22 protein-coding genes are annotated in these 24,342 nt (G+C 67.9%); 8 read left to right on the top strand and 14 right to left on the bottom strand.

The window, feature by feature from the left end; translation table 11 throughout:
• The first annotated feature begins 2 nt into the window (after positions 1-2).
• From A4F85_RS22875 to A4F85_RS22855, 5 genes are all read left to right on the top strand, one after another.
• Entirely contained in the window at positions 3-1,367 is a 1,365-nt protein-coding gene (locus A4F85_RS22875) for an MmgE/PrpD family protein (protein ID WP_063327778.1), read from the top strand.
• 103 nt (positions 1,368-1,470) lie between these two features.
• Positions 1,471-2,478: a tripartite tricarboxylate transporter substrate binding protein BugD gene (locus A4F85_RS22870; protein WP_063327777.1), complete on the top strand. Its 1,008-nt coding sequence runs from the start codon at positions 1,471-1,473 to the stop codon at positions 2,476-2,478.
• Between the two features lie 23 nt (positions 2,479-2,501).
• Positions 2,502-3,374, top strand: a complete 873-nt coding sequence (locus A4F85_RS22865) for an HpcH/HpaI aldolase/citrate lyase family protein (protein WP_063327776.1) — start codon at positions 2,502-2,504, stop codon at positions 3,372-3,374.
• A gap of 187 nt (positions 3,375-3,561) precedes the next feature.
• A complete protein-coding gene (locus A4F85_RS22860) occupies positions 3,562-4,629 on the top strand; it encodes a Bug family tripartite tricarboxylate transporter substrate binding protein (RefSeq protein ID WP_063327775.1) in 1,068 nt (355 codons plus the stop codon).
• A 138-nt stretch (positions 4,630-4,767) separates the two neighbouring features.
• Positions 4,768-5,313: a hypothetical protein gene (locus A4F85_RS22855; RefSeq protein WP_012202143.1), complete on the top strand. Its 546-nt coding sequence runs from the start codon at positions 4,768-4,770 to the stop codon at positions 5,311-5,313.
• Positions 5,314-5,390: 77 nt separating this feature from the next.
• On the opposite strand, the gene A4F85_RS31280 is transcribed toward A4F85_RS22855, so the two are convergent.
• The 8 genes from A4F85_RS31280 to A4F85_RS22830 all read right to left on the bottom strand — a co-directional run bounded on the left by A4F85_RS31280 (position 5,391) and on the right by A4F85_RS22830 (position 12,707).
• Positions 5,391-5,516: a hypothetical protein gene (locus tag A4F85_RS31280; protein WP_269447125.1), complete on the bottom strand. Its 126-nt coding sequence runs from the start codon at positions 5,514-5,516 to the stop codon at positions 5,391-5,393.
• A 70-nt stretch (positions 5,517-5,586) separates the two neighbouring features.
• Entirely contained in the window at positions 5,587-6,075 is a 489-nt protein-coding gene (locus A4F85_RS29855) for a T6SS effector amidase Tae4 family protein (RefSeq protein ID WP_082848245.1), read from the bottom strand.
• Entirely contained in the window at positions 6,072-6,548 is a 477-nt protein-coding gene (locus tag A4F85_RS30745) for a Rap1a/Tai family immunity protein (RefSeq protein WP_156517045.1), read from the bottom strand. Before A4F85_RS30745 ends, A4F85_RS29855 begins: the two co-directional genes overlap by 4 nt.
• 348 nt (positions 6,549-6,896) lie before the next feature.
• Positions 6,897-7,349 carry a PaaI family thioesterase gene (locus A4F85_RS22850; protein WP_063328063.1) on the bottom strand — a complete coding sequence of 151 codons (453 nt, stop codon included), beginning with the start codon at positions 7,347-7,349 and terminating at the stop codon, positions 6,897-6,899.
• Between the two features lie 149 nt (positions 7,350-7,498).
• The gene (locus tag A4F85_RS22845) at positions 7,499-8,488 is read right to left on the bottom strand and encodes a tripartite tricarboxylate transporter substrate binding protein (protein ID WP_063327774.1); all 990 of its coding nucleotides are present in this window, start codon (positions 8,486-8,488) and stop codon (positions 7,499-7,501) included.
• Between the two features lie 14 nt (positions 8,489-8,502).
• Complete coding sequence (locus tag A4F85_RS22840; RefSeq protein ID WP_063327773.1) at positions 8,503-10,083, bottom strand: class I adenylate-forming enzyme family protein; 1,581 nt, start codon at positions 10,081-10,083, stop codon at positions 8,503-8,505.
• Positions 10,084-10,113: 30 nt separating this feature from the next.
• Positions 10,114-11,082 carry a Bug family tripartite tricarboxylate transporter substrate binding protein gene (locus A4F85_RS22835; protein ID WP_012202149.1) on the bottom strand — a complete coding sequence of 323 codons (969 nt, stop codon included), beginning with the start codon at positions 11,080-11,082 and terminating at the stop codon, positions 10,114-10,116.
• Between the two features lie 320 nt (positions 11,083-11,402).
• Positions 11,403-12,707 carry a Glu/Leu/Phe/Val family dehydrogenase gene (locus A4F85_RS22830; RefSeq protein WP_013800098.1) on the bottom strand — a complete coding sequence of 435 codons (1,305 nt, stop codon included), beginning with the start codon at positions 12,705-12,707 and terminating at the stop codon, positions 11,403-11,405.
• 176 nt (positions 12,708-12,883) lie between these two features.
• Here A4F85_RS22830 and A4F85_RS22825 point away from each other — a divergent pair, with 176 nt between their 5' ends.
• Positions 12,884-13,702: a fumarylacetoacetate hydrolase family protein gene (locus A4F85_RS22825; protein WP_063327772.1), complete on the top strand. Its 819-nt coding sequence runs from the start codon at positions 12,884-12,886 to the stop codon at positions 13,700-13,702.
• A gap of 24 nt (positions 13,703-13,726) precedes the next feature.
• On the opposite strand, the gene A4F85_RS22820 is transcribed toward A4F85_RS22825, so the two are convergent.
• The 4 genes from A4F85_RS22820 to A4F85_RS22805 form a co-directional block, all read right to left on the bottom strand.
• Positions 13,727-14,599 carry a PPK2 family polyphosphate kinase gene (locus A4F85_RS22820; protein ID WP_043823254.1) on the bottom strand — a complete coding sequence of 291 codons (873 nt, stop codon included), beginning with the start codon at positions 14,597-14,599 and terminating at the stop codon, positions 13,727-13,729.
• Positions 14,600-14,626: 27 nt separating this feature from the next.
• Positions 14,627-15,031 carry a hypothetical protein gene (locus A4F85_RS22815; protein ID WP_231890599.1) on the bottom strand — a complete coding sequence of 135 codons (405 nt, stop codon included), beginning with the start codon at positions 15,029-15,031 and terminating at the stop codon, positions 14,627-14,629.
• Between the two features lie 5 nt (positions 15,032-15,036).
• Positions 15,037-16,686 carry a M30 family zinc metallopeptidase gene (locus tag A4F85_RS22810; protein ID WP_063328062.1) on the bottom strand — a complete coding sequence of 550 codons (1,650 nt, stop codon included), beginning with the start codon at positions 16,684-16,686 and terminating at the stop codon, positions 15,037-15,039.
• Positions 16,687-16,835: 149 nt separating this feature from the next.
• Positions 16,836-17,747 (bottom strand): LysR family transcriptional regulator, encoded by a 912-nt coding sequence (locus tag A4F85_RS22805; protein ID WP_034397696.1) that lies wholly within the window; start codon positions 17,745-17,747, stop codon positions 16,836-16,838.
• Between the two features lie 74 nt (positions 17,748-17,821).
• Between A4F85_RS22805 and A4F85_RS22800 the strand changes: the two genes are divergently transcribed.
• Positions 17,822-18,316, top strand: a complete 495-nt coding sequence (locus tag A4F85_RS22800) for a PACE efflux transporter (protein ID WP_012202156.1) — start codon at positions 17,822-17,824, stop codon at positions 18,314-18,316.
• Here the strand turns inward: A4F85_RS22800 and A4F85_RS22795 are convergent.
• Positions 18,289-19,281, bottom strand: coding sequence for a response regulator transcription factor (locus tag A4F85_RS22795; RefSeq protein WP_063327770.1), 993 nt, complete (start codon positions 19,279-19,281; stop codon positions 18,289-18,291). The genes A4F85_RS22800 and A4F85_RS22795 overlap by 28 nt on opposite strands.
• A gap of 19 nt (positions 19,282-19,300) precedes the next feature.
• Positions 19,301-22,801: a hybrid sensor histidine kinase/response regulator gene (locus A4F85_RS22790; RefSeq protein ID WP_063327769.1), complete on the bottom strand. Its 3,501-nt coding sequence runs from the start codon at positions 22,799-22,801 to the stop codon at positions 19,301-19,303.
• A gap of 214 nt (positions 22,802-23,015) precedes the next feature.
• Here A4F85_RS22790 and urtA point away from each other — a divergent pair, with 214 nt between their 5' ends.
• Positions 23,016-24,281 (top strand): urea ABC transporter substrate-binding protein, encoded by a 1,266-nt coding sequence (gene urtA, locus A4F85_RS22785; RefSeq protein WP_012202159.1) that lies wholly within the window; start codon positions 23,016-23,018, stop codon positions 24,279-24,281.
• Positions 24,282-24,342 lie beyond the last annotated feature (61 nt).

Genomic DNA, 24,342 nt, shown 5'->3' with positions numbered 1-24,342 from the left:
CCATGAAAAACGACACCCAAGTGAGCATCCATCCGCTGGCCCAATTCGCTGCCTCGCTGCGCTGGGACGACGTTCCCGCTGCCGTTCAGCAGCGCGCCGAAGACCTCTGGGTGGACTGGTTCGGCTCCGTGCTGGCAGGCCAGGGCGCGCGCCCCGTGCAGAGCATCACGCGCTTTGCGCTGTCCCAGGGACCGGCGCAGGGGCCTAGCGAGATCCTGGGCAGTGCCGACACCACCTCGCCCATGATGGCGGCCCTGGCCAATGCCGCGGCCTCGCATGTGGCCGAGCAGGACGATGTGCACAACGGCTCGGTCTTCCACCCCGCCGCCGTGGTCTTCCCGCCCGCGCTGGCCGTGGCACAGAGCATCGGCGCCAGCGGCGCCGAGCTCATGGCCGCCTGCGTGGCCGGCTATGAGGTCGGCATCCGCGTGGGCGAGTTCCTGGGCCGCAGCCACTACCGCATCTTCCACACCACGGCCACGGCCGGCACCCTGGCCGCCGCGGCCGCCGTGGGCCGGCTGCTGGGCCTCACGCCCGCGCAGATGCAGCATGCCTTCGGCTCGGCCGGCACGCAGTCGGCAGGGCTGTGGGAGTTCCTGCGCACGGGCGCCGACAGCAAGCAGCTGCACACGGCGCATGCGGCCGCTGCGGGCCTGATGTCGGCCTATCTGGCCCGGGACGGATTCACCGGTGCGCAGGACATCTTCACCGGGCCGCAGGGCCTGGCGGCAGGCATGTCCACGGACGCCGATCCCACGCGCCTCACGGACGGCATCGGCACGCGCTGGGCCACGGCCGAGACCTCGTTCAAATGGCATGCCTCCTGCCGCCACACGCACCCGGCCGCCGACGCGCTGCTGCAGGTCATGCAGGACCACGGCCTGACCCCCGCCGACCTGGCGCAGGTCACCTGCCACGTGCACCAGGGCGCCATCGACGTGCTGGGCCCCGTGGTCGATCCCGGCACGGTGCACCAGAGCAAGTTCTCCATGGGCACGGTGCTGGCGCTGGCCGCGCGCCACGGCCATGCGGGCCTGGACGAGTTCGACAACGAATACCTGGCCGCCACCACGGTGGCCCTGCGCGAGAAGGTGGGCATGGTGCTGGACCCCGAGGTCGATGCCGCCTACCCGCAGCGCTGGATCGGCAAGGTCACCGTGCTCACCACCGATGGCCGCACGCTGCACGGCCGTGTGGAAGAGCCCAAGGGCGATCCGGGCAACACGCTGTCGCGCGAGGAGATCACGGCCAAGGCGCTGCGACTGATCGCCTATGGCGGTGCCCTGCAGGACGACCCCGCCCAGGCCGCTGTAGCGCGGCTGTGGCAGATCGCGCACTGGCCGCGCGTGCAGCGCCTGCTTGACTGAGTTTTTGACTGAGTTTTCGCGCCGGCCCCGGCCGGCGAATCCATGGGAAAGGCGCCACCACAGAGCGCCTCCCGCTTCCACCAAAGTGCACAGGAGACAAACCATGCAACGCACCACTTCTTTCCGCCGCCGCCTCGTTTACGCAGCGGCCGCCGCCTGCGCCCTTGCCGCCGGCGGGGCGACCACCGGCGCCCTGGCCGCGGCCTGGCCCGAGAAGCCTGTCGTCCTCGTCGTGCCCTACAGCGCTGGCGGCCCCACCGACGTGGTGGCGCGCCTGCTGGCCGTGCCCATGGGCCAGGTGCTGGGCCAGAGCGTGCTGGTCGAGAACACCGTGGGTGCGGGCGGCACCATTGCGCCCAACCGCGTGGCCAAGGCCAAGGCCGACGGCTACACCATCCTCATCCACCACATGGGCATGGCCACGGCGCCTGCGCTGTACAAGAAGCTGCCCTATGACCCGCTCAAGGACTTCGAGTACATCGGCCAGGTGCTGGACGTGCCCATGACCCTGCTGTCGCGCAAGGACTTCCCGGCCAACAACTTTGCCGAGCTGCTGGACTACGTGAAGAAGAACCAGGAGAAGGTCTCGCTGGCCAATGCCGGCATCGGCGCCGTCTCCCAGCTGTGCGGCATGCTGTTCATGCACCAGGCGGGCGTCAAGCTCACCACCGTGCCCTACAAGGGCGCAGGCCCGGCCATGAACGACCTCATGGGCGGCCAGGTGGACCTGCTGTGCGACCAGACCACGCAGACCGTGCCCGTGATCAAGGACGGCCAGCGCGCCAAGGTCTTCGGCGTGACCACGCCCAAGCGCCTGTCCTCGCTGCCCGACATCCCCACGCTGGACGAGCAGGGCCTCAAGGGCTTCGACGTCAAGGTCTGGCACGGCATGTACGCGCCCAAGGGCACGCCCAAGGAGGTGGTCATGGCCATCAACAAGGCGCTGAACGTGGCCATCAAGGACGAGAACGTCAAAAAGCGCATCGCCGAACTCAGCTCCGACCTGGTCACGCCCGACAAGGCGACGCCGGAAGGCCTGCGCACCCACCTGCAGGCCGAGGTGGCGCGCTGGGACAAGGTCATCAAGGCCGCAGGCGTCTCGGCCGAATAAACCGCTCTCCCAAGGACATCCGCATGCACGATCTGGCGCGACAGGCCACTTCCTTTCTCTTCGTCCCCGCCACGCGGCCCGAGCGCCTGGGCAAGGCCCTGGACAGCGGCGCCGACATGGTCATCGCCGACTGGGAGGACGCCGTGGCCCCGGCCGACAAGGACGGCGCCCGCCAGGCGCTGGCCCAGGCCGTGGGTGCGCTGGAAGGCCCGGCCCGTGCCCGTCTGCTGGTGCGCATCAACGCCGAAGGCACGCCCTGGCATGCGGATGACCTGCGCGCGCTGGCGCAGTTGGTGGAGCAGGGCGTGGCCGGCGCCATGGTCTCCAAGGCCGAGCGCGCCCAGACCCTGCATGCGGTGGCCCAGGCTGCGGGCGCACGGGCAGCCGTGCTGCCCCTCATCGAAAGCGTGGCCGGCCTGGACGCGGTCGACGCCCTGGCTGCCGCGCCCCAGGTGGTGCGCCTGGCCTTCGGCCACCTGGACTTCCAGGTCGATGCGGGCATGGCCTGCGAGCAGGGCGAGGAAGAGCTGCTGCCTATGCGCATGGCCCTGGTCCTGGCCTCGCGCCGCGCCGGCATCGGCGCGGCCGTGGACGGCGTGACGGTGGACACGCGCAACCCCGAGCGGCTGGCCCAGGACGCGGCACGCGCGCGGCGCATGGGCTTTGGCGGCAAGCTGTGCATCCACCCGGCCCAGGTCCAGCCCCTGCACGCCATCTTCGACCCCGACGCAGCGGCCGTGGCCCACGCGCAGCGCCTGCGCCAGGCCCTGGCCGAGGCCGGAGGCGGCGTCTGCGTGCTGGACGGCCGCATGGTCGATGCGCCCGTGCTCAAGCAGGCCGAGCAGGTGCTGCTGCGCCATGCCTGGGCGCAACAGCGATCTGCCGCACGATCTTGATGAAAATGAGACTGAAAGGCCGTTTTGCAATCAGAGTTTTCTGATTCTGGTGCAAGCAGTCCAATGATTTCCCTGATGGTGAATCCATCTGCCTCGAATACGCTTGGCCAACTCGATTGATTTCGAGACGGCGGTTTCTTGATCCGGTGTCTCCGTCCATGGTGGCACCCAGGCAAAGGAGCGTGTGATGGCAGTGATCTCGGGGACGGCATCGAACAGCGGATTCAACGGCCAATTGAATGATCGTCTGAATGACCGACTGAACAACCGATTGAATCGGCGCCAGGCGCTGGCCCTGGCGGTCGGCGCCGCGGCGGCAGGGCCCGCCAGCGTGCTGGCGCAGGCCGGCTTTGCCACAAGGCCCGTGCGCATCGTCGTGCCCTTTGCGGCGGGCGGCGCCACCGACGTGATTGCGCGCATCCTGGGCGAGCGCATGGCCCAGCAGCTGGGCCAGGCCGTGGTGGTGGACAACAAGCCCGGCGCGGCCGGACTGATCGGCGGCGAAATGGTGGTCCGCTCCCCGCCCGACGGGTTCACCCTGCTGCTGGGCACCACCTCCACCATGCTCACCAACAAATACCTCTACAAGAAGACCGCCTACGACCCGCTGACCGACCTCACGCCCCTGTCGCGCGTGTGCATGGCGCCCATCGCCCTGGTGGTCACGGCCGACGTGCCCGCCAACAACCTGCGCGAATTCATGGCCTGGGCCCAGGCCAACGCGGGCAAGCTCTCGTATGGCTCCTACGGCATAGGCTCGCACGGCCACCTGGCCTGCGCCGTGCTCAGCGACATGGCCGGTGCCGGCATGGCGCATGCAGCCTACCGGGGCGAGGCGCTGATGGTGCAGGACATGCTGGGCGGGCGCATCCCCATCGGCATGGGCAGCCTGCTCACGCTCAAGCCCCACATCGATGCAGGCAAGCTGCGCGCCCTGGCCGTCACCGGCACGCGCCGCGTGCCCCTGCTGCCCGAGGTGCCCACCTTTGCCGAGGCCGGCTACCGCCACGAGGCCATGGAACTGTCCGGCTGGCTGGCCATCGCCGGCCCCAGGGGCCTGCCGGCCGACCTCACGCGGCAATGGGGCGAGATCTCCAACCGCGCCGTGGCCAGCCGCGAAGGCACGGCCCGCATCATCGCTGCCGGTTTCGTCCCTGTTGATGACGACAGCCCTCAGCGCTTCGGCAAGGCCTGGGCGCAAGAGGCTCCGGTCTGGGGGCGGCTGCTGCAGTCGGCGGGGGTGCAACCCGGTTGATGGCGCACAGCGGCCCTGGTTGCCCAAGGCTGCACTCATACCCTGTGCTGTAATCGCCCCTCCTCAGGCGGCCCCGGTGGTGCAATGCCATGACGGGACAGCCCGTGGTTTCTCAAACATTCAAGAGAGGGTATTACCGTGAGTGCATTGGTCATCAAGGCCTGGAAGGCCAGCGAGCAACCCATAGACGACAAGGGCAACCACATTGCCATCACAGGCCGCGAAGGCGGCCTGGTCGCCTGGATCCTGTCCAAGGTCAACATCGATCCCACCACCACCATCCGCGTGGGCAGCGAGCGCCTGGAGTTCAGCAGCGCCTCGCTGTCGGGCACCCAGTCGCGCCTGATCCCGCTGCAGGGCATCTGCTCCACCTACTACGGCTATCACAAGCCCTGGAAGACGGCGCTGGGCATCGGTGCCCTGTCCCTGTTCATGGGCGGGTCCATGATGGCCCAGAGCTTCTTTGCAGGCCTGGTGGTCATGCTGATCGGCTGGGGCATCGCGGCCGTCATCTACTTCCTGAACCGCACCCTGACACTGGGCTTCATCGAGAACAGCGGCGCAGTCAACGGCATCCAGTTCAAGCGCTCGGTGATCGAGAACATCGACATCACGCAGGAGCAGGCCAGGCAGGTCTGCGAACTGATGCAAAAGCTGATCGAGGCCAAGGAAAAGCGGCTCTGACCGCTTGAGTGAAAAGGAAAGCGCGGCATGCGCTTTCCTTATGCGCGCCGCGATCTGGGGGCAAGACCCGGCGCGCGCTATTGGGCAGGTGGGGAGCAGTCGGGTTCCACGTCTATGCCCAGCGGCAGGTAGTAGTGCTGCGCGGGGGTCTGGCTGGCTTCAGGCGCCAGACGAAAGTAGTGCTGCTGGCCTGTGGCTGCCATGGAGTCGCCCGAGGCCGAGATGGCGGCTAGCGGTTTGCGGGCGTCGAGAAGGGTGATGGAGTGCCCCGGATCAGTCCAAAGGCCAGAACCATATTTCTTTTGAATCGAAATAGCATGCGGAGTTACACACCTGAGTGCTATTTTGGGATTCAATCACATCAATATGGCCTCCGTTGTAGCCTGCAATCTTCCAGAAGAAGATTACCCCTTTCTTGCCGGATAATTTGGTATGTGCATCGGCAGCGCTGAATATCTGAGGCTTGCCAAGTATATGGGGCTTGGCAAGCTGATCAGCGAGTAGTTTTGCGCCGGGCTCGAACGTCCGGCCTTTGTATTTCCCGGTTTTTATCTTCAATCGCCCGTTGATGATGACGCCTGACTTGATCAGGGCCAGGCTCAATCTGGTTGCGCAGGTGTTCTGATAACCGGCGTTTTGCCGAATCAATGCTGCATCGTCGTATCCAAGCTCCTCATAGAGTGCTGTGCGAGACACATGGCTGGAGTTCAGCTCGTTGGCCGAATAGTGATGAGATTTGAGCGTTGCGTAGGACGGTTTCATTTCTTCCCGCCTTTGCAAGGAAACTCTTTTTCAAGAATGTCGCTGATGACATGGGCAGCCCGTGACTCACGCTGTTTGAGATCCAATTTGCTCAATCCGCTGTGAAGTACTTCTGCCAGAGTGATGGTCTTGAAATGCTGGTAATCGCACCAGACCCGACCTTCCGTGGCATCCAGAACACCGAGCAGATACATCTCCGCATATCTTCTTTCCATGAGGTTTTTGCTCATATATGCAGTAAAGAACGTATCCGCCGATAAATTGTTGTTCTCGATGATCAGCCGCTGGGAGTCTGGAACTGGTCGGGCAAGCCGGGTCTCAGCGTTGGCATGGGGAAAGACACCCAGTATCAAAGTAAAAATAATGAAAATAGGGCTGGAAAGATACTTCCAAAAACAGAACGGCACCGGATTGCCAAAGGCTGGTGATTTTCTGCTGTCTGTGTGAACCCTGAAGAATCCGTACATTGCCATCTCTGCCTTTCATGATGAAGCGATGATTTGAGTGCGAGAGTTCTTGGCTCAATCAACATGCACTGGCAGTTGTATTCTGGCTGGAAGCTCCGGGTCGAAGGGCAATTATTGACTGGCCAGGCATGTCTGGGCAATAGCCATCATTCCTGTTTGAGTGAATTGCCAGTCATTTGGGTATGTACGAGCCTGCCGGAATGCAGTCATCCGGCAAGATTGCTCTTGGGGGAATGGTGGAGTCTTTCGCGTCTTTGTCAGGGAGGTAACAATAAGTGTCTTCAAAAAAATACCGCTTCAGATGAGGCGGTATTTCCTGGAGGCGTGCCGTGCGCCAGCGAAAGAGGTGATCACTCAGGCCTGAGCCCCGCCACGCGCCATCAGCTTGAAGGTGCCCGTGGCCAGGGCTACCAGGGTGCCGTCCTCGGAGCGCACTTCGCCGCGCGCGAAGCTGATGGAGCGGCCGCGCCGCTCGCAGTGGGCGGTGGCGATGAGATCACCGCTGCCGGCCGAGACGTAGTGCAGCGTGAGATCGATGGTGGCCACGCCGAAGGCCGTGGGGTCATGCGAGCGGCAGGCCGAGGCCAGTGCGCAGTCCAGCAGCGAGGCGATGGCGCCGCCGTGCACGTCGCCGCGGCTGTTGGCCTGGTCCGGTTGAAAGCCCATGCGGATCTGGGCGCGGTCCTCGCCGATGCGTTCACCGCTGAGCTTCATGGCGCGGGCCATGGGCATGGGCAGGCCGAAGAGGATGCCGGGCGCCTCGCCTTCGAAGGGGTTGGCCGGGTGTTCTTTGATGGGTGTATTCATGGACATGATCATCGCATTGGGCGCGGCGCTCGAGACTGGCGTGTACCGACTCCGGGGCACCGAGGAAGGGCCGTCCCGCACCGAGGGTGCCGTCCCCCTCCCGCGAAGCGAGAGAGGGGGAAGCGGCGCAGCCGCTCAGGGGGTGACTTTCAATCCACACGTGCACCTGTCGATTTGACGACAGTGGCCCAGCGCGTGATTTCCTTGTCGATATGCGCCTGCAGCGCCTCGGGCGTGGAGCCCACGGGCTCGTAGCCGCCGGCGGCCAGCTGGGCCTGCAGCGCGGGCTGGCGCAGGGCGGTGGCGATCTCGCGGCTCAGGCGCTGGGTGGCTTCGGCGGGCGTGCCGGCCGGCGCGATGACGGCGTACCAGCCGGTCACGTCGAAGCCTGCGATGCCCTGCTCCTGGATGGTGGCCACCTCGGGCGCCAGCGCCGAGCGCTGCGGGCTGGTGACGGCCAGTGCATGCATGCGCCCGTTGCGGATGTGGGGCATGGAGGTGGAGATGCTGTCGAAGGTCAGGTCGATGTCGCCGGCCAGCATGGCGTTGACCACGCCCGCGCTGCCCTTGTAGGGCACATGGGTCATGCGCACGCCTGCCATGGAGCCGAAGTACTCGGCCGCCAGATGCCCCGTGTTGCCGTTGCCTGCCGAGCCGAAGGTGAGCTTGCCGGGGTTGGCCTTGGCGGCCTGGATGAGTTCCTGGATGTTCTTTGCCGGCAGCTTGCTGCTGGCCGCAACCACCATGGGCAGGTTGGCCACCAAAGACACGGGCGCGAAGTCGCGGCGGGTGTCGTAGGGCAGCTTGGGATAGAGGCTGTCGTTGATGGCATGGGCGGCCAGCACCATGAGCACGGTGTAGCCATCGGGCCTGGCGCGCGCCACGTATTGCGAGGCCAGCGTGCCGCCTGCGCCGGGCTTGTACTCCAGCACCACGGGCTGGCCCAGCTGCTGCTGCAGCTGCACGGCCAGAGGGCGGCCCAGCAGGTCGGCACTGCCGCCGGGTGGATAGGGAATGACCAGCTGTATGGGCTTGGCAGGCCAGGCCTCGGCAGCATGGGCGGCCGGGGCCAGCAGGGCGCAGGTCGCCAGGGCCAGGCAGGACAGCAGGCGGCGGCGCGGGAGTGGGTGCATGGGCATGGGGGGACTCCGTTTCATGAAGAGGACAGGGCGCCGGCCTGGTACTGCTCGCGCAGAGCGCGCTTGAGCACTTTGCCGATCTCGCTGCGCGGCAGGCTGGCGGCCAGCCGCAGCTCGGCCACGCGCTGGGTCTTGCCCACGCGGGCGTTGAGCCATTCGCGCAGCTCGGCGGCCGAGGGTGTGGCATCGGGGCGCGCCACGGCGTAGGCCACGGGGGTCTCGCCCCAAGCATCGGAGGGCACGCCGATCACCGCGCATTCGGCCACCTGCGGGTGCTGCAGCAGCACGGACTCGATGTCGCTCGGGTAGACGTTGAAGCCGCCCGTGATGATCATGTCCTTCTTGCGGTCACCCAGCACGATGAAGCCGTCCTCGTCCAGACGGCCCACGTCGCCGCTGCGGATGAAGCGCAGGCCCTGGGCATCGAACCATTCGGCCTCCTGCGTCTTGTCGGGCAGGCGGTGGTAGCCGCTCATCATCCCGGCCGAGCGGCCCACGATCTCGCCCTGCTCGCCGGGCGGCAGTTCGCGGCCCTGCTCATCGATGAAGCGGATGTCGGCGCCCGGCCCTGGCCTGCCCACGGTGTGCAGCTTGTCGGGGAAGTCATGGCAGTGCAGCTCGCAGCGCACGCCGCCTTCGGTCATGCCGTAGTACTCGATGAGCCGTCCGGGCCAGCGGCGCAGCACCTCGGCCTTGAGCGCGGGATGGAACGGCGCGCTGGTGCAGAACTTGTGCCGCAGGCGGCTCAGGTCGGCGCCGTCGAACCCCGGGCACTGCATCAGCCGCTGGTACTGCACGGGCACGAGCATGGTGTGGGTGGCACGGTGGCGCTCGGCCAGTTCCAGGTAGTGCGTCGCGTCGAACTTGCGCATCAGCACCAGGGTGCCGCCCAGCCCCAGGGTGGGCAGGGCCGCGACCAGGGTGGTGTTGGAGTACAGCGGCGTGGCGCACAGCGAGACGGCATCGGGCCCGTAGCCGTTGTGGATGGCACGCTGCACATGGGCCCAGCGCATGGCCCAGGACTGGACGATGCCCTTGGGCACGCCCGTGGTGCCCGAGGAGTAGATGACGTTGAAGGGCCAGTCGGGCTGGGGGTGGATGGGCGTGGGTGCCGTGCCATGGTCCGCTTCATCCGCAGCCAGCCATTGCGACCACGGCATGCCGGCTTCGACAGCGCCGTCCAGGGCCACGCATTGCAGATCCTGTCCGGCCTGCAGCGGCCATTGCGCGGCGGTGTCCGCGTCGCGCAGCACCAGCCGGGCGCCGCAGTTGTCCAGCATGGCGCTCAGGTGGCCTGCCGTGGCCGACGGGGCCAGCGGCGCCACGGCCACGCCCGCGCGCAGCGCGCCCAGGAAGGCCAGCACATACTCGGGCGAGCTGCCCGCGCAAATGGCCACCACGTCGCCGGGGCCCAGGCCCTGGCGTTGCAGGCGCAGGGCCACGCGGTCCATGCCCAGGCGCAGCGCGGCGTAGTCGAGGCTGCGGCCGTCCATGGCCAGGGCGGTGTGGCGGGGGCGCTGGCTGGCCTGCAGCGCGACGAGTTCGGGCAGCGAGCCAAAGGGCTGGCGCAGCAGGGAGGCGATGTCTTCTTGCATGGGAGGGGCGGGAGGGACGGGAGGGGACCACTATTCCAGCGACAGGCCTGCGGCCTTGACGATCTGGGCCCAGCTCTTGCGTTCCTGGGCGATGAAGGCGTCGTACTCGGCCGGTGTCTCGCCACCGGGCACGCCGCCCAGGTCGGCAAAGCGCTGGCGCACTTCGGCCGTCTGCATGGCGCGCCGGGCCGACTGCTGGATGCGCTCGACCACGGCATCGGGCGTGCCGGCAGGGGCCAGCAGCCCGAACCAGGCCGTGACCTGCATGGGCACGCCGGCCTCGGTCATGGTGGGCACCTCGGGCAACTGGGCCGAGCGCGTGGCGCTGGTGATGGCCAGCGCGCGGAACTTGCCGCTCCTGATGTGCGGCATGGAGCTGGGCAGGTTGTCGATCATGTAGTCCACCTGCTGGCCCAGCAGCGCCGTGACCGCAGGCGCGGCCCCGGGAAAGGGCACGAGCGTGACCTCGATGCCGGCCTTCTGGCGGAACATCTCCGAGGACATGTGCGGCGACTGGCCCACGCCCGAGGTGGACACGTTCAGGCGCCGGGTCCTGGCCAGCTCCACCAGCTCGCGCACGCTGCGCACGGGCGAATCGGCATGGACCACGAGGATGTTGGGCACGGAGATCACATTGGTGATGCCGCGCAGATCGCTTTCCTTGTAGCTGAGCTGCTTGTACAGGCTGAAATTGATGGCCACCGGGCCGATGTTGCCCATGAGCAGCGTGTAGCCATCAGGCCTGGCGCGCGCCACCTGGGCCGTGCCGATGCTGCCGCCGCCCCCGCCCTTGTTCTCCACCACCACCGAGGTGCCCAGGTCCTTGCCCATCTTCTCGGCCAGCACGCGCGCGGCAATGTCCGTGGTGCCGCCAGCGGCGGCCGGCACCACGATGGTGATGGGGCGTTCAGGCCAGGCCGCCGCCAGCGCGGCGGCAGGAGCCAGGGAGAAAAAAGGCAAAGCGGCCAACAAGGCCAGCAGGCTGCGGCGGACGGTCATGGGCAGTCTCCAGTTCACTGCCCGCAACGATAGAAAACCCTGGGCCCCAGGGCACCAGGGTTTGACTGGAGATCCGCTTCGCCATTCGGAAACCCGCGCTTAGGCCCGCTGGAACGCGTGCTAACCCCTTGCCGAAAAGGCGGCCACAAGAAAAAAGGCGCCGAAGCGCCTTTTCTTTTTCGCAGAATGCACAGCGCATGAAACTGGCGCGGCCCAAGTCAGGGACACCGAGCAAGGGCCGCCCCGCAGCGAGGGTGTCGTCCCCCTCCCCCGCGTAGCGGGTAGAGAGGGGGAAGGCGCGTCAGCGCCTCAGGGGGTGATCAGGGATACAGTCCCCGCATCTCGCGCGCATGCAGGATGCGCTGGCAGGCCACGATGAAGGTGGCGGTGCGCAGCGTTACGCCGTGCTGCTGGGCGACCTGCCAGATGGCCGCGAAGGCGTCCTGCATGATGCGCACCAGGCGGGCGTTGATCTCGTCCTCGCTCCAGAAGAAGCTGGAGAAGTCCTGCACCCATTCGAAGTAGCTCACCGTCACGCCGCCGGCATTGGCCAGCACGTCGGGCAGCACCAGCACGCCCTTTTCGGTCAGGATGTCGTCGGCCTCGGTGGTGGTGGGGCCGTTGGCGCCCTCGATCACCATCTTGGCCTTGATCTTGCCGGCGTTGTCCTTGGTGATCTGGCCTTCCAGTGCGGCGGGGATCAGGATGTCGCAGTCCACGCTCCAGAAGTCGGCCGCGTCCATGGCCTCGGCGCCGTCAAAGCCGCCTACGCCGCCCTTGGCGGCCACGTGGGCCAGCAGGGCCGGCACATCCAGGCCATTGGCGTTGTGGATGGTGCCGGTGTGGTCCTGCACGGCCACGACCTTGGCGCCCACGTCGGCGAACAGCTTGCCCGCCGTGCCGCCCACGTTGCCGAAGCCCTGCACGGCGATGCGCGCGCCCTGGACCGACAGGCCGGTCAGCTTGGCCGCTTCCACGCCCACGGTGAACACGCCGCGGCCGGTGGCCTCGACGCGGCCCAGCGAGCCGCCCAGGTCCACGGGCTTGCCCGTGACCACGCCGGTGGCGGTGGCGCCGGTGTTCATGGAGTACGTGTCCATCATCCAGGCCATGATCTGGCCATTGGTGTTGACGTCAGGCGCGGGGATGTCCTTGGAGGGGCCGATCAGCAGGCCGATCTCGCTGGTGTAGCGGCGCGTCAGGCGCTCCAGCTCACCGCGCGACAGCGTCTTGGGATCGACACGGATGCCGCCCTTGGCGCCGCCGTAGGGCACGTTGACGGCCGCGTTCTTGACCGACATCCAGGCCGACAGGGCCATGACTTCGGACAGGGTCACGTCCTGGTGGAAACGCACGCCGCCCTTGCCGGGACCGCGGCTCAGGTTGTGCTGCACGCGGTAGCCTTCGTAGTGGGCGATGGTGCCGTTGTCCAGCTCGATCGGCACATCGACGATCAGGATGCGCTTGGGGCGCTTGAGGGTTTCGACCCAGCGGGCGAGATGGCCCAGGTAGGGCGTGACGCGATCGACCTGCTGCAGGTAGTTGCCCCAGGGGCCGAGGTGATCGGCCTGCAGGTAGGAAGGGATGGCGTGGTTGGTAACGCCGGCCGAAGCGGGTTGCTGCATGGTGGTTCCACACAAGAGTTGTCTGAGGGTTTTGAGCTTATTCCCGGGGCTATGCGCTGTCCAACGCCTTATGAGCGAGAGCCTTATGCATTTAATGCATAACCATGGGAGCGCCTTGTCCAGCGGACAATCGGGGCCGCTTGAGACCCACCGACGCACTCCAGGAAAGCCGCTCCATGATGAACACGCCCCGCACTCCCACAGCCTTGGCCCATGCGCTGCTCCAGGCACGCCACAGCGGCGAATTGCTGGACGCCGACGATTGGGCCGACGTGGTGCGCACGCCCGCAGATGCACAGGCCGTGCAGGCCGCCATGGCGCCCGCCCTGGGCTGGCGCGTGGCCGGCAGCCAGCAGGGTCCGGGCCACGTTCCGGGCTACTGGAAGTCTGGCGCGCCGCGCCGCGATGCCCCGCTGACCCATGCGCCGCTGCCCGAAGAAGGCGTCTGGGCCAGCCCCTCGGTCGCTGGCGGCGCGCCGCTGCACCTGCGCGGCATCGAAGCCGAGATCGCCCTGCGCCTGGGCCGCGAGGTGACGGCCGAGATGGCCGTCGCCCTGCAGCCCGGCGAGGGCCTGGAGCTGATCGACGGCATCACCGCCGCCATCGAGGTGGTGGATACGCGCTGGCGCCAGCACCTGAAGGCGCCGCCGCTGCTGCTGGCCGCCGACGGCCTGTGCCATGGCGCCCTGGTGCTGGGACCTTGGCAGGACGCTTCGCGGCTGCTGCCACGCGAGTCGCCGCGGGACTGGTCTGCCCAGGTCTGCCGGCTGCGCGTGGGCGCGGCGCCTCTGCAGGCGTTCACCGGAACGCATCCGCTGGGCGACCCGCTGTGGCTGCTGGCCGGCTGGCTGCAGGAACTGGTGCGCCGCTATGGCAGCGTGCCCGCAGGCACGGTGGTGACCACGGGCACGTGGAATGGCCTGGCCTTTGCGCAGGCCGGTGACCTGGTGGTGGCCGAGCTGGACGGCATCGCCGAGGCCCGCCTGCAGCTGTGAGGCTTCAGGCAGGCCATCGAGTGATCAGGTGATCTTGTAGTCCTTGAGGGCCGGATCGCCGGGCGGAAAGCGCAGGTCCAGGTTGCGCATCACCTCGCGCAGCAAGGTGGCGATCATGAGGTTGCGGTGCGTCTTGGAATCCGCGGGCACGATGGTCCAGGGCGCCCAGGGCGTGTGCGTGGCGCCCAGCAACTGGCCGTAGGCCTGCTGGTAGTCCTTCCACTGCGTGCGCACCTTCATGTCGTTCTCGTCGAACTTCCAGTGCTTGGCCGGGTCGTCCAGGCGCTCCTGCAGGCGCGCGCGCTGCTCGTCGGCGCTGATGTGCAGCAGGAACTTGACGACCACGGTGCCCGTCTCGCTGAGCATGCGCTCGAAGTCGTTGATGTGGGCAAAGCGCTGGCGCTGCTGCTCGGGCGTGATCCAGCCGTTGACCACGGGCACCAGCACATCCTCATAGTGGCTGCGGTTGAAGACCGTGATCTCGCCTGCGCCCGGCACGCGCTGGTGGATGCGCCACAGGTAGTCGTGCGCGCGCTCCGCATCGGTTGGCGCCTTCCAGCCCACGGCGTTCATGCCCAGGGCGCTGGTGCGGCCGAAGACGCCACGGATGGTGCCGTCCTTGCCCGCCGTGTCCGTGCCCTGCAGCACGACCAGCAGCTTGTAGCGGCGGTCGGCGTACAGCAGGTTCTGCAGCGCATCGATCTCTTCGGCCAGGGCCTCGACGGCGGCCTTGTCCTCGGTCTTGCCGTTGCCGTTGGAAAAGGGCTTGGCGCCGGGGTCGAAGTCGGCCAGGGCGATGGGCTTGTCCTTGTCGGACTTGGCGGAGCGCGGTTGCCACTGCTCCCAGAGCTTTTGCACGGCCGCATCGCGGCTGGAGAAAGGGTTGAAGGCGTCCATGGCTTGAGCGGTGGTGAGCGGGGAAGGTCAGGGCTGGGCGCGAATGGACTGCACCTGCAGTTGCGGCGACGCCATCGAAGGCGCGGCGCCAGCGGCGGGCCTGGGGCCGGGCTGGCCCCGGACCTCCACGTTCTGCCGCTGCCACTGCGTGACCTGCTCGGCGCTCAGGCCCTTGAGCTGCCAGGTCTCGCCGGAGGCAGTCTGCAGCACGGGCTGCTCATGGGGCGCATTGCCACGCAGCACCAGACGGCCTTGCAGGGTCAGGGGCTGGCCGGCATCCGGCGCGGCGGGCGCGGCCGATGCCGAAGCGGGCGCCGGTGCGGTTGCAGGAGGTGGAGGTGGCGCGGCGCAGGCCGTGGCCAGCAGCGACAGGCTGCCGGCCAGCAGCAGGGGCAGGGCCCGGGCGACTGCGATATGGGATGTCTGGGTCATGGCGGTCATTGCACGATGGCGGTGAGGGTGGTGCCGGCGGGAACGCGCAACTGCTCCTGGTACAGGCCCTGGGCGTCCGGCTGGCGTACGAAGGGGAAGTGGCCGCGCGCCGCGAGCTGGGCGGGCACGGTGGCGGGCAGGCGGCGTGCAGCCGCATAACGCTGGCCGTCGATGCCCACCAGGGTGAAGCCCTGGTCCGTGCGTGCGGGCCAGCCGTAGCCGGCCGGGCCGCTGGAAGGCAGCAGGGCGATGTTGGCACCCCATCGCTGCAGCGTGACGGGCAACGAGGGGCCACCGGCCTGTGCAATGGCGTTGCCTAGCACCTGCAGCGAGTCGGGCGAGGAGGTGTTCCTCAGCATCTGCTGGTAGAAGCCCACGCCGTGCTGGCGCAGCAGATAGGCGCCCAGGCTGCCCGTGACGTTGTAGCCGAAGCAGGTGGCGTTGACATCCGAGGCCCAGCTGGCCAGGTCGCAGTTGAAGCCGGGCTTGGACATCCAGCCGGTAATGCGGCCGTCACGCATGGGATTGGTGCCGGGTGTGAGTCTTTCGGCCAGGATGTCCTCGGACATCAGGGCCGACATCTCTTCCAGGAAGGTGTCGAACATGTAGTCCGAGCCCTTGAGCGCGCCGCGCTGGTAGAAGTTGATCATGTGGATGAACTCGTGCGACAGCGTGCTGATCTGCGTGGTCAGCCCGTTGGCGCCGCCCAGGTACAGCGTTTCCGTGTCCATGTAGAACGACAGCGATTCGTTGCTGTACTGGAACTGCGAGTTGCCGGCCGTGCGCTTGAAGTTGTTCACGGCCCAGAAGTAGCCCAGCAGGCCGTAGGGCTGGCTGTCGGGCGTGAAGTTCACGAACACGATGTCGATCGGCTGGTCGGCCGCGATCAGCTCGCTGTGGGCCTGGGGCCCCCAGGGCTGGCCTGCCAGCCCCGTGACCAGGGCGTGCACGGAATCCGGCCCGCTGGAAAAGCGCTGTATCACGGTGTCCAGCAGGGCGTCGCTGACCTTGGCGCCGCCGTACTCGCTGTCTTCCAGCCACAGGTTGATGGTGCGGGTGCCCGTGGGCGTGGGCGCCGTGGTCTGGCGCCGCAGCGTGGCGCTGCGCGTCTCGACCGTGGGGCTTTCCGTGTTGACGAACCAGCTGCGCTGGCTGCCAACGGGCAGCACGGCCGCCGACACCGCGCGCGAGGGCTGCACGCTCTGCCCTGCAACCGGGGCGGGCAGGCTCGGCTTGAAGTCACGTACGCGCTGGGGGATCTGGTTGACCAGCTGCGCAGCGCTCAGCGACTGTTGCGCCGCAATGCCCTGCGCCGCTGCGGCTGGCGGCGTGAGCGTGATGGGCGGCAGGGCCACGGCGGCATCGCCGGTGTTGGTATAGATCAGCGTCACGGGCCGGGTGCCCAGATTGCGCAGACCTACGGCAACGGGCTGCTCTGCGGCGGTGGCGTTGGTGTAGCTCCAGACCCCGACGCCCTGGCCGGAATAGGTGGTGGCGTCGGTCGCGCCGCACGAGGCGCCCGTGCAGGCGGGGCTCAGCTGTGTCGTGATGGAGTCGCCCGGCGTGGAGCCGCCGCCCCCGCCGCCGCAGCCTGCCAGTCCCGCACCCAGTGCCAGTGCAACAAGGGCCTTGCCCCCAAAGTGATCTTGAAACATGGGTTCCTCTCGATGGTCCATGTCCAGCCAGAAGAAGGAGGCGGCCGGACGCTTGCGCAACTATCCCAGGCCTGCCTGCAGGCGGCAAGCACCGGCCGGTTTCCCGCGTGTAGGCGCAGGGCTTGCCTGCAGGTCGCAAGCCGCAGGCCTCACCTGGGCTCCAGCCGCACCGGCACCTGCAACTGCTCCACGAACCGCCGCGCCGCCAGCCCCAGCGGGCGCTCCTTGGACCACACCCAGTCCACGAACAGCTGGGTGCCGTTGCTGATGTTGCACAGCGGGATGCGCAGCAGCGCGCCCGTTTGCAGCAGGGGCTCGGCGACGCTGAAGGGCAGCCACCCCCAGCCCAGGCCGGCCGAGACCAGCGACAGGGCCGCCAGATGGCTGTCCGTGCGCCACAGCTGGTGCGAGAACACGAAGCGCGGATCGGTGTGGGCCAAGTCGCGGCTGGCCAGCAGGATCTGGCGCGCGCCGGCCAGCTGGCCCACGTCCAGGCGTTGCTGCCCGTCCACGCCCAGTTGCCGGGCCAGCGGGTGCCTGGCCGCCATCACGGCGACCATGGTTTCCTGGCCCATCTCCTGGAAATCCTCGCGGCCGTCGATGGCCGGGCGCTCGAAGACCAGGGCCAGATGCGCGCGGCCCGAATGCAGTTCCTTGAGCGCATCAACCTGGGCGGCCACCAGCACCTCCACCTCCAGCCCCGGGAATTCCTCGACCAGCGGCTGTAGTGGCGCGGCCCAGGCCGTGGACAGCAGCTCGGGCGCGATCACCAGGGTCAGCCGCTCCTCCAGTCCCTGGTGCAGGGCCAGCGCCTGGTGGTTGAGCTGCTGCAGCTGGGCGGCCAGCAGCCGGGCCTGGGGCTCCAGTGCGCGCGCCGCCGCCGTGGGCCGGGGCTCGCGGCCGCTGCGGTCGAACAGCTGCAGGTCCAGCTCCGCCTCCAGCTGGGCGATGGCCATGCTCACGGCCGAGGGCACCCGCCCCAGCCGGCGTGCGGCGGCAGAAAACGAGCCGTGGTCCAGCACGGCAAGGAACAGCGGCACCTGGTCGGCGGGGAAGGACATGGCGGGGACCTGTCAGTTTTATTGAAAGAATCTGACTTTAACGTTCAATTCCGGACAAATAAACTGCGCCCCCTATGACCTTGCAGACACACAAAAAGGGCCTCCAGGGGCCCAAGCGCAAAGTGGTCTTCGTGACCCTGTATGAACTGATCGCCATCGCGGCCTCCAGCCTGCTGTTCATGGCCATCGGCCAGAGCGCCGGGCATTCGGGCGGCATGGCGATTGCCGCCTCCACGCTGGCCATCGTCTGGAACCTGACCTTCAACCACCTGTTCGAGCAATGGGAGGCGCGCCAGAGCGTCAAGGGCCGCTCGGTGATGCGCCGCGTGGTGCACGCCCTGGGCTTCGAGGGCGGGCTGGCCATGGTGCTGATCCCGCTGATGGCCTGGTGGTTCGGCGTCACGCTGTGGGAGGCCACGGTGATGGAGGCCGGCCTGCTGGTCTTCTTCCTGGTCTACACCTATGTCTTCAACTGGTGCTTCGACCATGTGTTCGGCCTGCCGGCATCGGCCTCGGCGTCCGCTGCGGTGGCCCCGCGTGCTCAGGGCGAGCCGGCCTGCAGCAACTGACCGGCCACGGCGGCGGCGGCCGTGCGGGTCTCCACGCCGAGTTTCTCGAAGATGTGCTCCAGGTGCTTGTTCACCGTGCGCGGGCTCATGCCCAGGATGTCGGCGATGTCGCGGTTGGTCTTGCCCTTGCTCAGCCATGACAGCACCTCGGTCTCGCGCGGGGTGAGCGCCACCTGCTGCAGCCGGCGCGCGGCCGGCGTCTGCGGCGCCTCGTGGCTGAGCAGCACCATCGACTCCCCCAGGCCGCTGGCGCCCATGTGGCGCGCCAGCAGCTGGCGGCCATCGGCCAGGACCAGCGCCAGATCCTGGGGAGCGGGCTGGCCCTCCTGATCCGCCTGGCCGGGCTGATCCGCTTTGCCGTGCTGATCCGGCTGGCGGGCGCCGGCCAGCCAGTCCCCGGCCGCCTCCAGCGGGAAGGGCTGGTCCGCAAAGGCCTCCTCCAGCCAGCGCGATGCCTGGGGCGAGCGCCAGGCCACGCGGCCCTGGCCGTCGAGCACCACCACGCCCAGCCCCGCCACGTCCACGGCCTCCTGCGCCTGGCGCGTGGCGCGGGCGTTGCGCACATGGGTGGCCAGGCGCACCAGCACCTCGGGGATGCGCAGCGGCTTGACCACGTAGTCCACGCCACCGCTGGCAAAGCCGCGGATGATCTGGTCCGTGTCCGACAGGCCGGTCATGAACACCACGGGCACATGGGCCCAGGCCGGCGTGGCCTTGAGCGTGCGGCACAGCGTGAAGCCGTCCATGCCGGGCATGACGGCGTCCAGCAGCACGCCGTCGGGCACGGTGAGGGCGAAGCGCTGCAGGGCCTCGTCGGCGTCGCGGGCGGCGAGCACCACGTAGCCTTCGGCGGCCAGCGCGTCGCACAGCATGCGCAGGCTGTCCAGCGCGTCGTCCACCACGAGGATGACGTGGGCGTTGTGAGGGGGGGGGCTGGGGTGGCTGCTGCTGTCGGCGGTCGTCATCTGTGGCCTTTGCGGGTTCTCATTCATCGGTCTCCTCTCTTTCTTCGTCTTCTTCATCCTCTTGCTCGGGCCGCGGCAGCATGCGCGCCAGCGCATCGAAGTCGAAGCGGTTCGCGCAGGCCTGCAGCGCATCGAGCAGCGCGGCATGCGCGGGCGCCTGCTGGCGCCCCTGGCGCAGGCGCTCGCGCAGGGCGGTGGCCTGGCCCGAGCGCGCCAGCCGGGCCAGGTCTTCACGAAGGTCGGGCGGGAAGGGGGCGGCTGACGGCGCCTCCTCTGCCTTGGCCTCTGCCTGCTCTGCACGCGGCGCCGGCAGCAGCAGCGGGCGGTTGTCATGCACCCATTCCAGCCGCAGCACGCGCTCGAGCACCTGCAGCAGCTCGGACTCGGTCACGGGCTTGGCGACGAAGCCCTGGCAGCGCGCATCGGCCAGGCGCGGCGGGTCGTTGTCGAACAGGTTGGCCGAGACGAAGACCACGGGCAGCTGCTGCGCATCCCAGCGCGCGCGCAGCAGGGCGGCGGTCTGCCAGCCGTCCAGGTCGTCCATGCTGATGTCCAGCAGCACCAGGTCGGGCGGGCTTTGCTCCACGATCTCCAGGCACTCGCGGCCACTGGCGGCCTCGCGGATCTCGAAGCCCAGCGGCAGCAGCAGGCCGGCCAGCAGCTGGCGCTGCAGCGGCTGGTCGTCCACCACCAGCAGGGTGCGCCGGGGCGGCAGATAGCCGATGACGGTGTGCAGCGTGGCGGCGGCGCCCGGAGGGACCCAGGACGCGTCGGGCGCCATCTCGGGCAGGTACAGACGCACGGTGAAGCAGCTGCCCTCGCCGGGCGTGCTGCTCAGGGTGAGCTGCCCGCCCATCAGCTCGGTCAGCAGGTGGGTGATGGTCAGCCCCAGGCCCGTGCCCGCCTCGCTGACGCGCCGGCCCGCGCTGCCGCGTTCGAAGGGCACGAAGATGCGCTCCATGTCCTGCGGTTCGATCCCGATGCCGGTATCGATGACCTCGATGCGCGAGACATGGGGCCTGAAGTCCATGCGCAGCCGCACCTCGCCGCGTTGGGTGAAGCGCACGGCGTTGGACAGCAGGTTGATCAGGATCTGGCGCAGCCGCTTGGCGTCGGCCCGCACCCAGCGCGGCATGGTGCCCAGCGTCTCGACCGAGAACTGCAGCCCCCTGGCCTGGGCCTGGGGCCGCATCATGGCCTCGATGCCGTCGATCAGCGCGGGCAGGGGCAGGGGGGCGAGGTCCAGACGCAGGCGGCCGGCCTCGATGCTGGCCAGCTCCAGCGATTCGTCGATCAGCGCGCGCAGGTGCTGGCCGCTGTGCTGCATGGTGGACAGGGTCTCGCGCACCCAGCCATCGACCTGCGGGCTCTTGAGCAGGATCTGCGTATAGCCCAGCAGGCTGTTGAGCGGCGAGCGCAGCTCGTGCGTCATGCCCGCCACGTAGCGCGTCTTGGCCTGGCTGGCCTGCTCGGCATGGTCCTTGGCGGCCTGCAGCTCGGCATCGGTGCGCTTGTGGGCGGCGATCTCCTGCAGCAGCAGCTGGTTCTGGCGCTCGGACTCGTCCTGCGCCATGCGCCGGCTGTCCGTGCTCAGCACCACCCACCAGGCGGCCACGGCGCACAGCAGGGCCAGCAGCGCGAAGACCTTGAGGAAGGGGATGCGCAGCGCGCCGCCATCGACGCTGCCTGCCTGCAGGCTTTCCTGCATGTAGACCACGCCCACCATGAAGGCCGTCACCGCGCACAGCGACAGCATCACCACCAGGTACTGGCCCGCGCGGAAGTTCACCTTGGTCGCCCAGCGCGGCGGCAGCAGGGCCGAGGCCAGCGCATGCAACTGCTCGCCCGCGCGCGATCCGGTCTTGCAGCGGTCATGGCAGCGCGACTCCAGCGAGCAGCACAGCGAGCAGATGGGCGCGCCGTAGGCGGGGCAGTGCGCCATGTCCTCGGACTCGAAATGCTTCTGGCAGACGGCGCAGCGCACGGTCTCGCCGGGCTTCCACAGGTTGCCTGCGGGCCGCGCCAGGTAGTAGCGCCCGCCCGTCAGCCAGGCCAGCAGCGGCGACAGCAGCATGGACAGCGCCAGCGCGATGAAGGGCGAGAAAGCGGCCGCCGTCTCGCCCAGCAGGCCCGCATAGGCGCAGCAGGCCACGGCGGCGGCCAGCAGCATGGCGCCCGGGCCCACGGGATTGAAGTCGTACAGATGGGCGCGGCGGAACTCGATGCCCGGCGGGCTCAGTCCCAGCGGCTTGTTGATGACCAGGTCGGCCACCAGCGCACCTACCCAGGCGATGGCCACGTTGCTGTAGATGGTCAGCACCTTCTCCAGCGCGCCGAACACGCCCAGCGTCATCAGCAAGGTGGCGATGACCACGTTGAACACCATCCAGACCACGCGCCCCGGATGGCTGCGCGTGATGCGCGCGAAGAAGTTGGACCAGGCAAGCGACCCCGCGTAGGCATTGGTCACGTTGATCTTGACCTGCGAGATGACCACGAAGACCACGGTCACCGCCACGGCCAGCCCCGGCAGGCCCAGGGCCTGCAGCACCTGCTGGAAGCCCACCAGGAACATCTGCGTAGGCTCGGCCGCGCGCGAGGCATCCACGCCCTCCAGCTGCATGGCCGCGAAGGCGAGAAACGCGCCGCCCGCCATCTTGAGCATGCCCATCACGGCCCAGCCCGGTCCGGCCACCAGCACCGCGCCCCACCAGCGCAGGCGGTTGGCCCGGGTGCGCGGCGGCAGAAAGCGCAGGAAGTCCACCTGCTCGCCGATCTGCACCACCAGCGCGAAGATCACGGCCGCCGCCGCGCCGAACATCAGCGGATCGAACTGGCTGCTGCCCGAGCGCAGGCCGGTGAGGCTGGCGAAGTCGCGGTACAGCTGGGGCTGGGACAGCGCCATCCACACGAAGGGCAGCACCAGCAGGAACAGCCACAGCGGCTGCGTCCAGGCCTGCAGGCGCGAGATCAGCGTGATGCCGCGCATGGCCAGCGGCAGCACCACCAGGGCCGACAGCGCATAGCACCACTGCAGCGGCCAGTCCACCACCAGCTGCAGGGCCAGCGCCATGATGGCCGCCTCCAGCGCGAAGAAGATGAAGGTGAAGACGGCGTAGATCAGCGAGGTGATGGTCGAGCCCAGGTAGCCGAAGCCCGCGCCCCGCGTCAGCAGGTCCATGTCCAGTCCGTAGCGCGCGGCGCAGACGGCGATGGGCAGCCCCGTCAGGAAGATCACCAGCCCCACGGTGACGATGGCCCACATGGCGTTGGCAAAGCCGTAGTTCAGCGCAATGGCGCCGCCGATCGCCTCCAGCGCCAGGAAGGACAGCGAGCCGAAGGCCGTGTTGGCCACGCGGAACTCGCTCCAGCGCCGGAAGCTGCGCGGCGTGTAGCGCAGCGCGTAGTCCTCCATGGTCTCGTCGGCCACCCAGGCGTTGTATTCGCGCCGGAACCGAAAAATGGTCTGCGGCGCGGGCGAGGTGCTGGCGGGGCTGTCGGGCGGGGGTGCGGAGTGCATTCCCAGGTCTAGCAAGAAACGTGCGGGGCCAATGCTGGCGCGGCTTTCAAGAGGAGTGCGCGGGGTGCGTACGCAGATGGCTACGTCAATTGACGTATGGGCGGTTTCAAGGGTTCTTCCTAATCTTGGACCCAGCGCGGAAACAAGCCGTAACCGCAACGCCAGTTTTCAGCCACTTGCAGATCACCCAACCGATCCTTACAGGAGAGTCACCATGAGCCACCCCTCCGACCCCCGCACACCTGGTTCCCCCGGCACGGAAATGGGCCGCCGCCGCGTCCTGCAGGCGCTTGGCGCCGCCTCGGTGGCCGGGCTGCCGGCCTGGTCCTTCGCCCAGCCCACGGCCCAGGTCAACACCACCAAGCTGGCCGTGACCGACACCGAGGTCGTCGTGGGCCAGCTGCACTCGGCCACGGGCACCATGGCGATCTCCGAGACCGGATCCATCCAGGCCGAGCAACTGGCCATCGACCAGATCAACGCCATGGGCGGCATCCTGGGCCGCAAGATCCGCGTGATCAAGGAAGACGGCGCCTCCGACTGGCCCACCTTCGCCGAGAAGTCCAAGAAACTGCTCATCAACGACCGCTGCGCCGCCGTCTTCGGCTGCTGGACCAGCGCCTCGCGCAAGGCCGTGCTGCCCGTGTTCGAGAAGGAAAACGGCCTGCTGTACTACCCCACCTTCTACGAAGGCCTGGAGCAGTCCAAGAACGTGATCTACACGGGCCAGGAAGCCACGCAGCAGATCCTGTACAGCCTGGACTGGGCCAAGGCCGAGAAAAAGGCCAAGACCTTCTTCCTGATCGGCTCGGACTACATCTGGCCGCGCACCTCCATGAAGATCGCGCGCAAGCACATCGAGAACTTCCAGAAGGGCAAGGTCGTCGGCGAGGAGTACTACCCGCTGGGCAGCACCAACTTCGGCTCGCTGGTCAACAAGATCAAGCTGCAAAAGCCGGACTGCATCTTCGTGGCCGTGGTGGGCGGCTCCAACGTGGCCTTCTACAAGGCGCTCAAGGCCGCAGGCATCACGGGTGACAAGCAATTGCTGGTCACGCTGTCGGTGACCGAGGACGAGATGACCGGCGTGGGCGGCGAAAACTTCACGGGTTTTTACTCCTCGATGAAGTACTTCCAGACGCTGGACAACGAGAACAACAAGAAGTTCGTGGCCGCCTTCAAGGCCAAGTACGGCCCCAATGCCGTCATCGGCGACGTCACCCAGGCCGGCTACCTGGGCCCCTGGCTGTGGAAGGCCGCCGTGGAAAAGGCCAAGAGCTTCGACGTGGACAAGGTGGTGGCCGCATCGCCGGGGCTGGAACTCAAGACCGCGCCCGAAGGCTACGTGAAGGTGGACGCCAACCACCACCTGTGGAGCAAGTCGCGCATTGCCGTGGGGCAGCCGGACGGCACGTTCAAGGTGGTCTCGGAATCTCCGGAATTGATCAAACCCGATCCCTTCCCCAAGGGTTACCAGTAAGTCCTGATCCGTTCAGGCAGGTGATGCGTGGCGGCCTGCGGCCTGGTGGGCGGGCCGCCGC

Origin of the sequence: Delftia sp. GW456-R20 (genome assembly GCF_001622915.1) — a bacterium.
Taxonomy (GTDB): Bacteria; Pseudomonadota; Gammaproteobacteria; order Burkholderiales; family Burkholderiaceae_C; genus Comamonas; species Comamonas acidovorans.
Note: the sequence above shows the minus strand (reverse complement) of the source record. Positions and strands in the feature narration are given on the sequence as shown.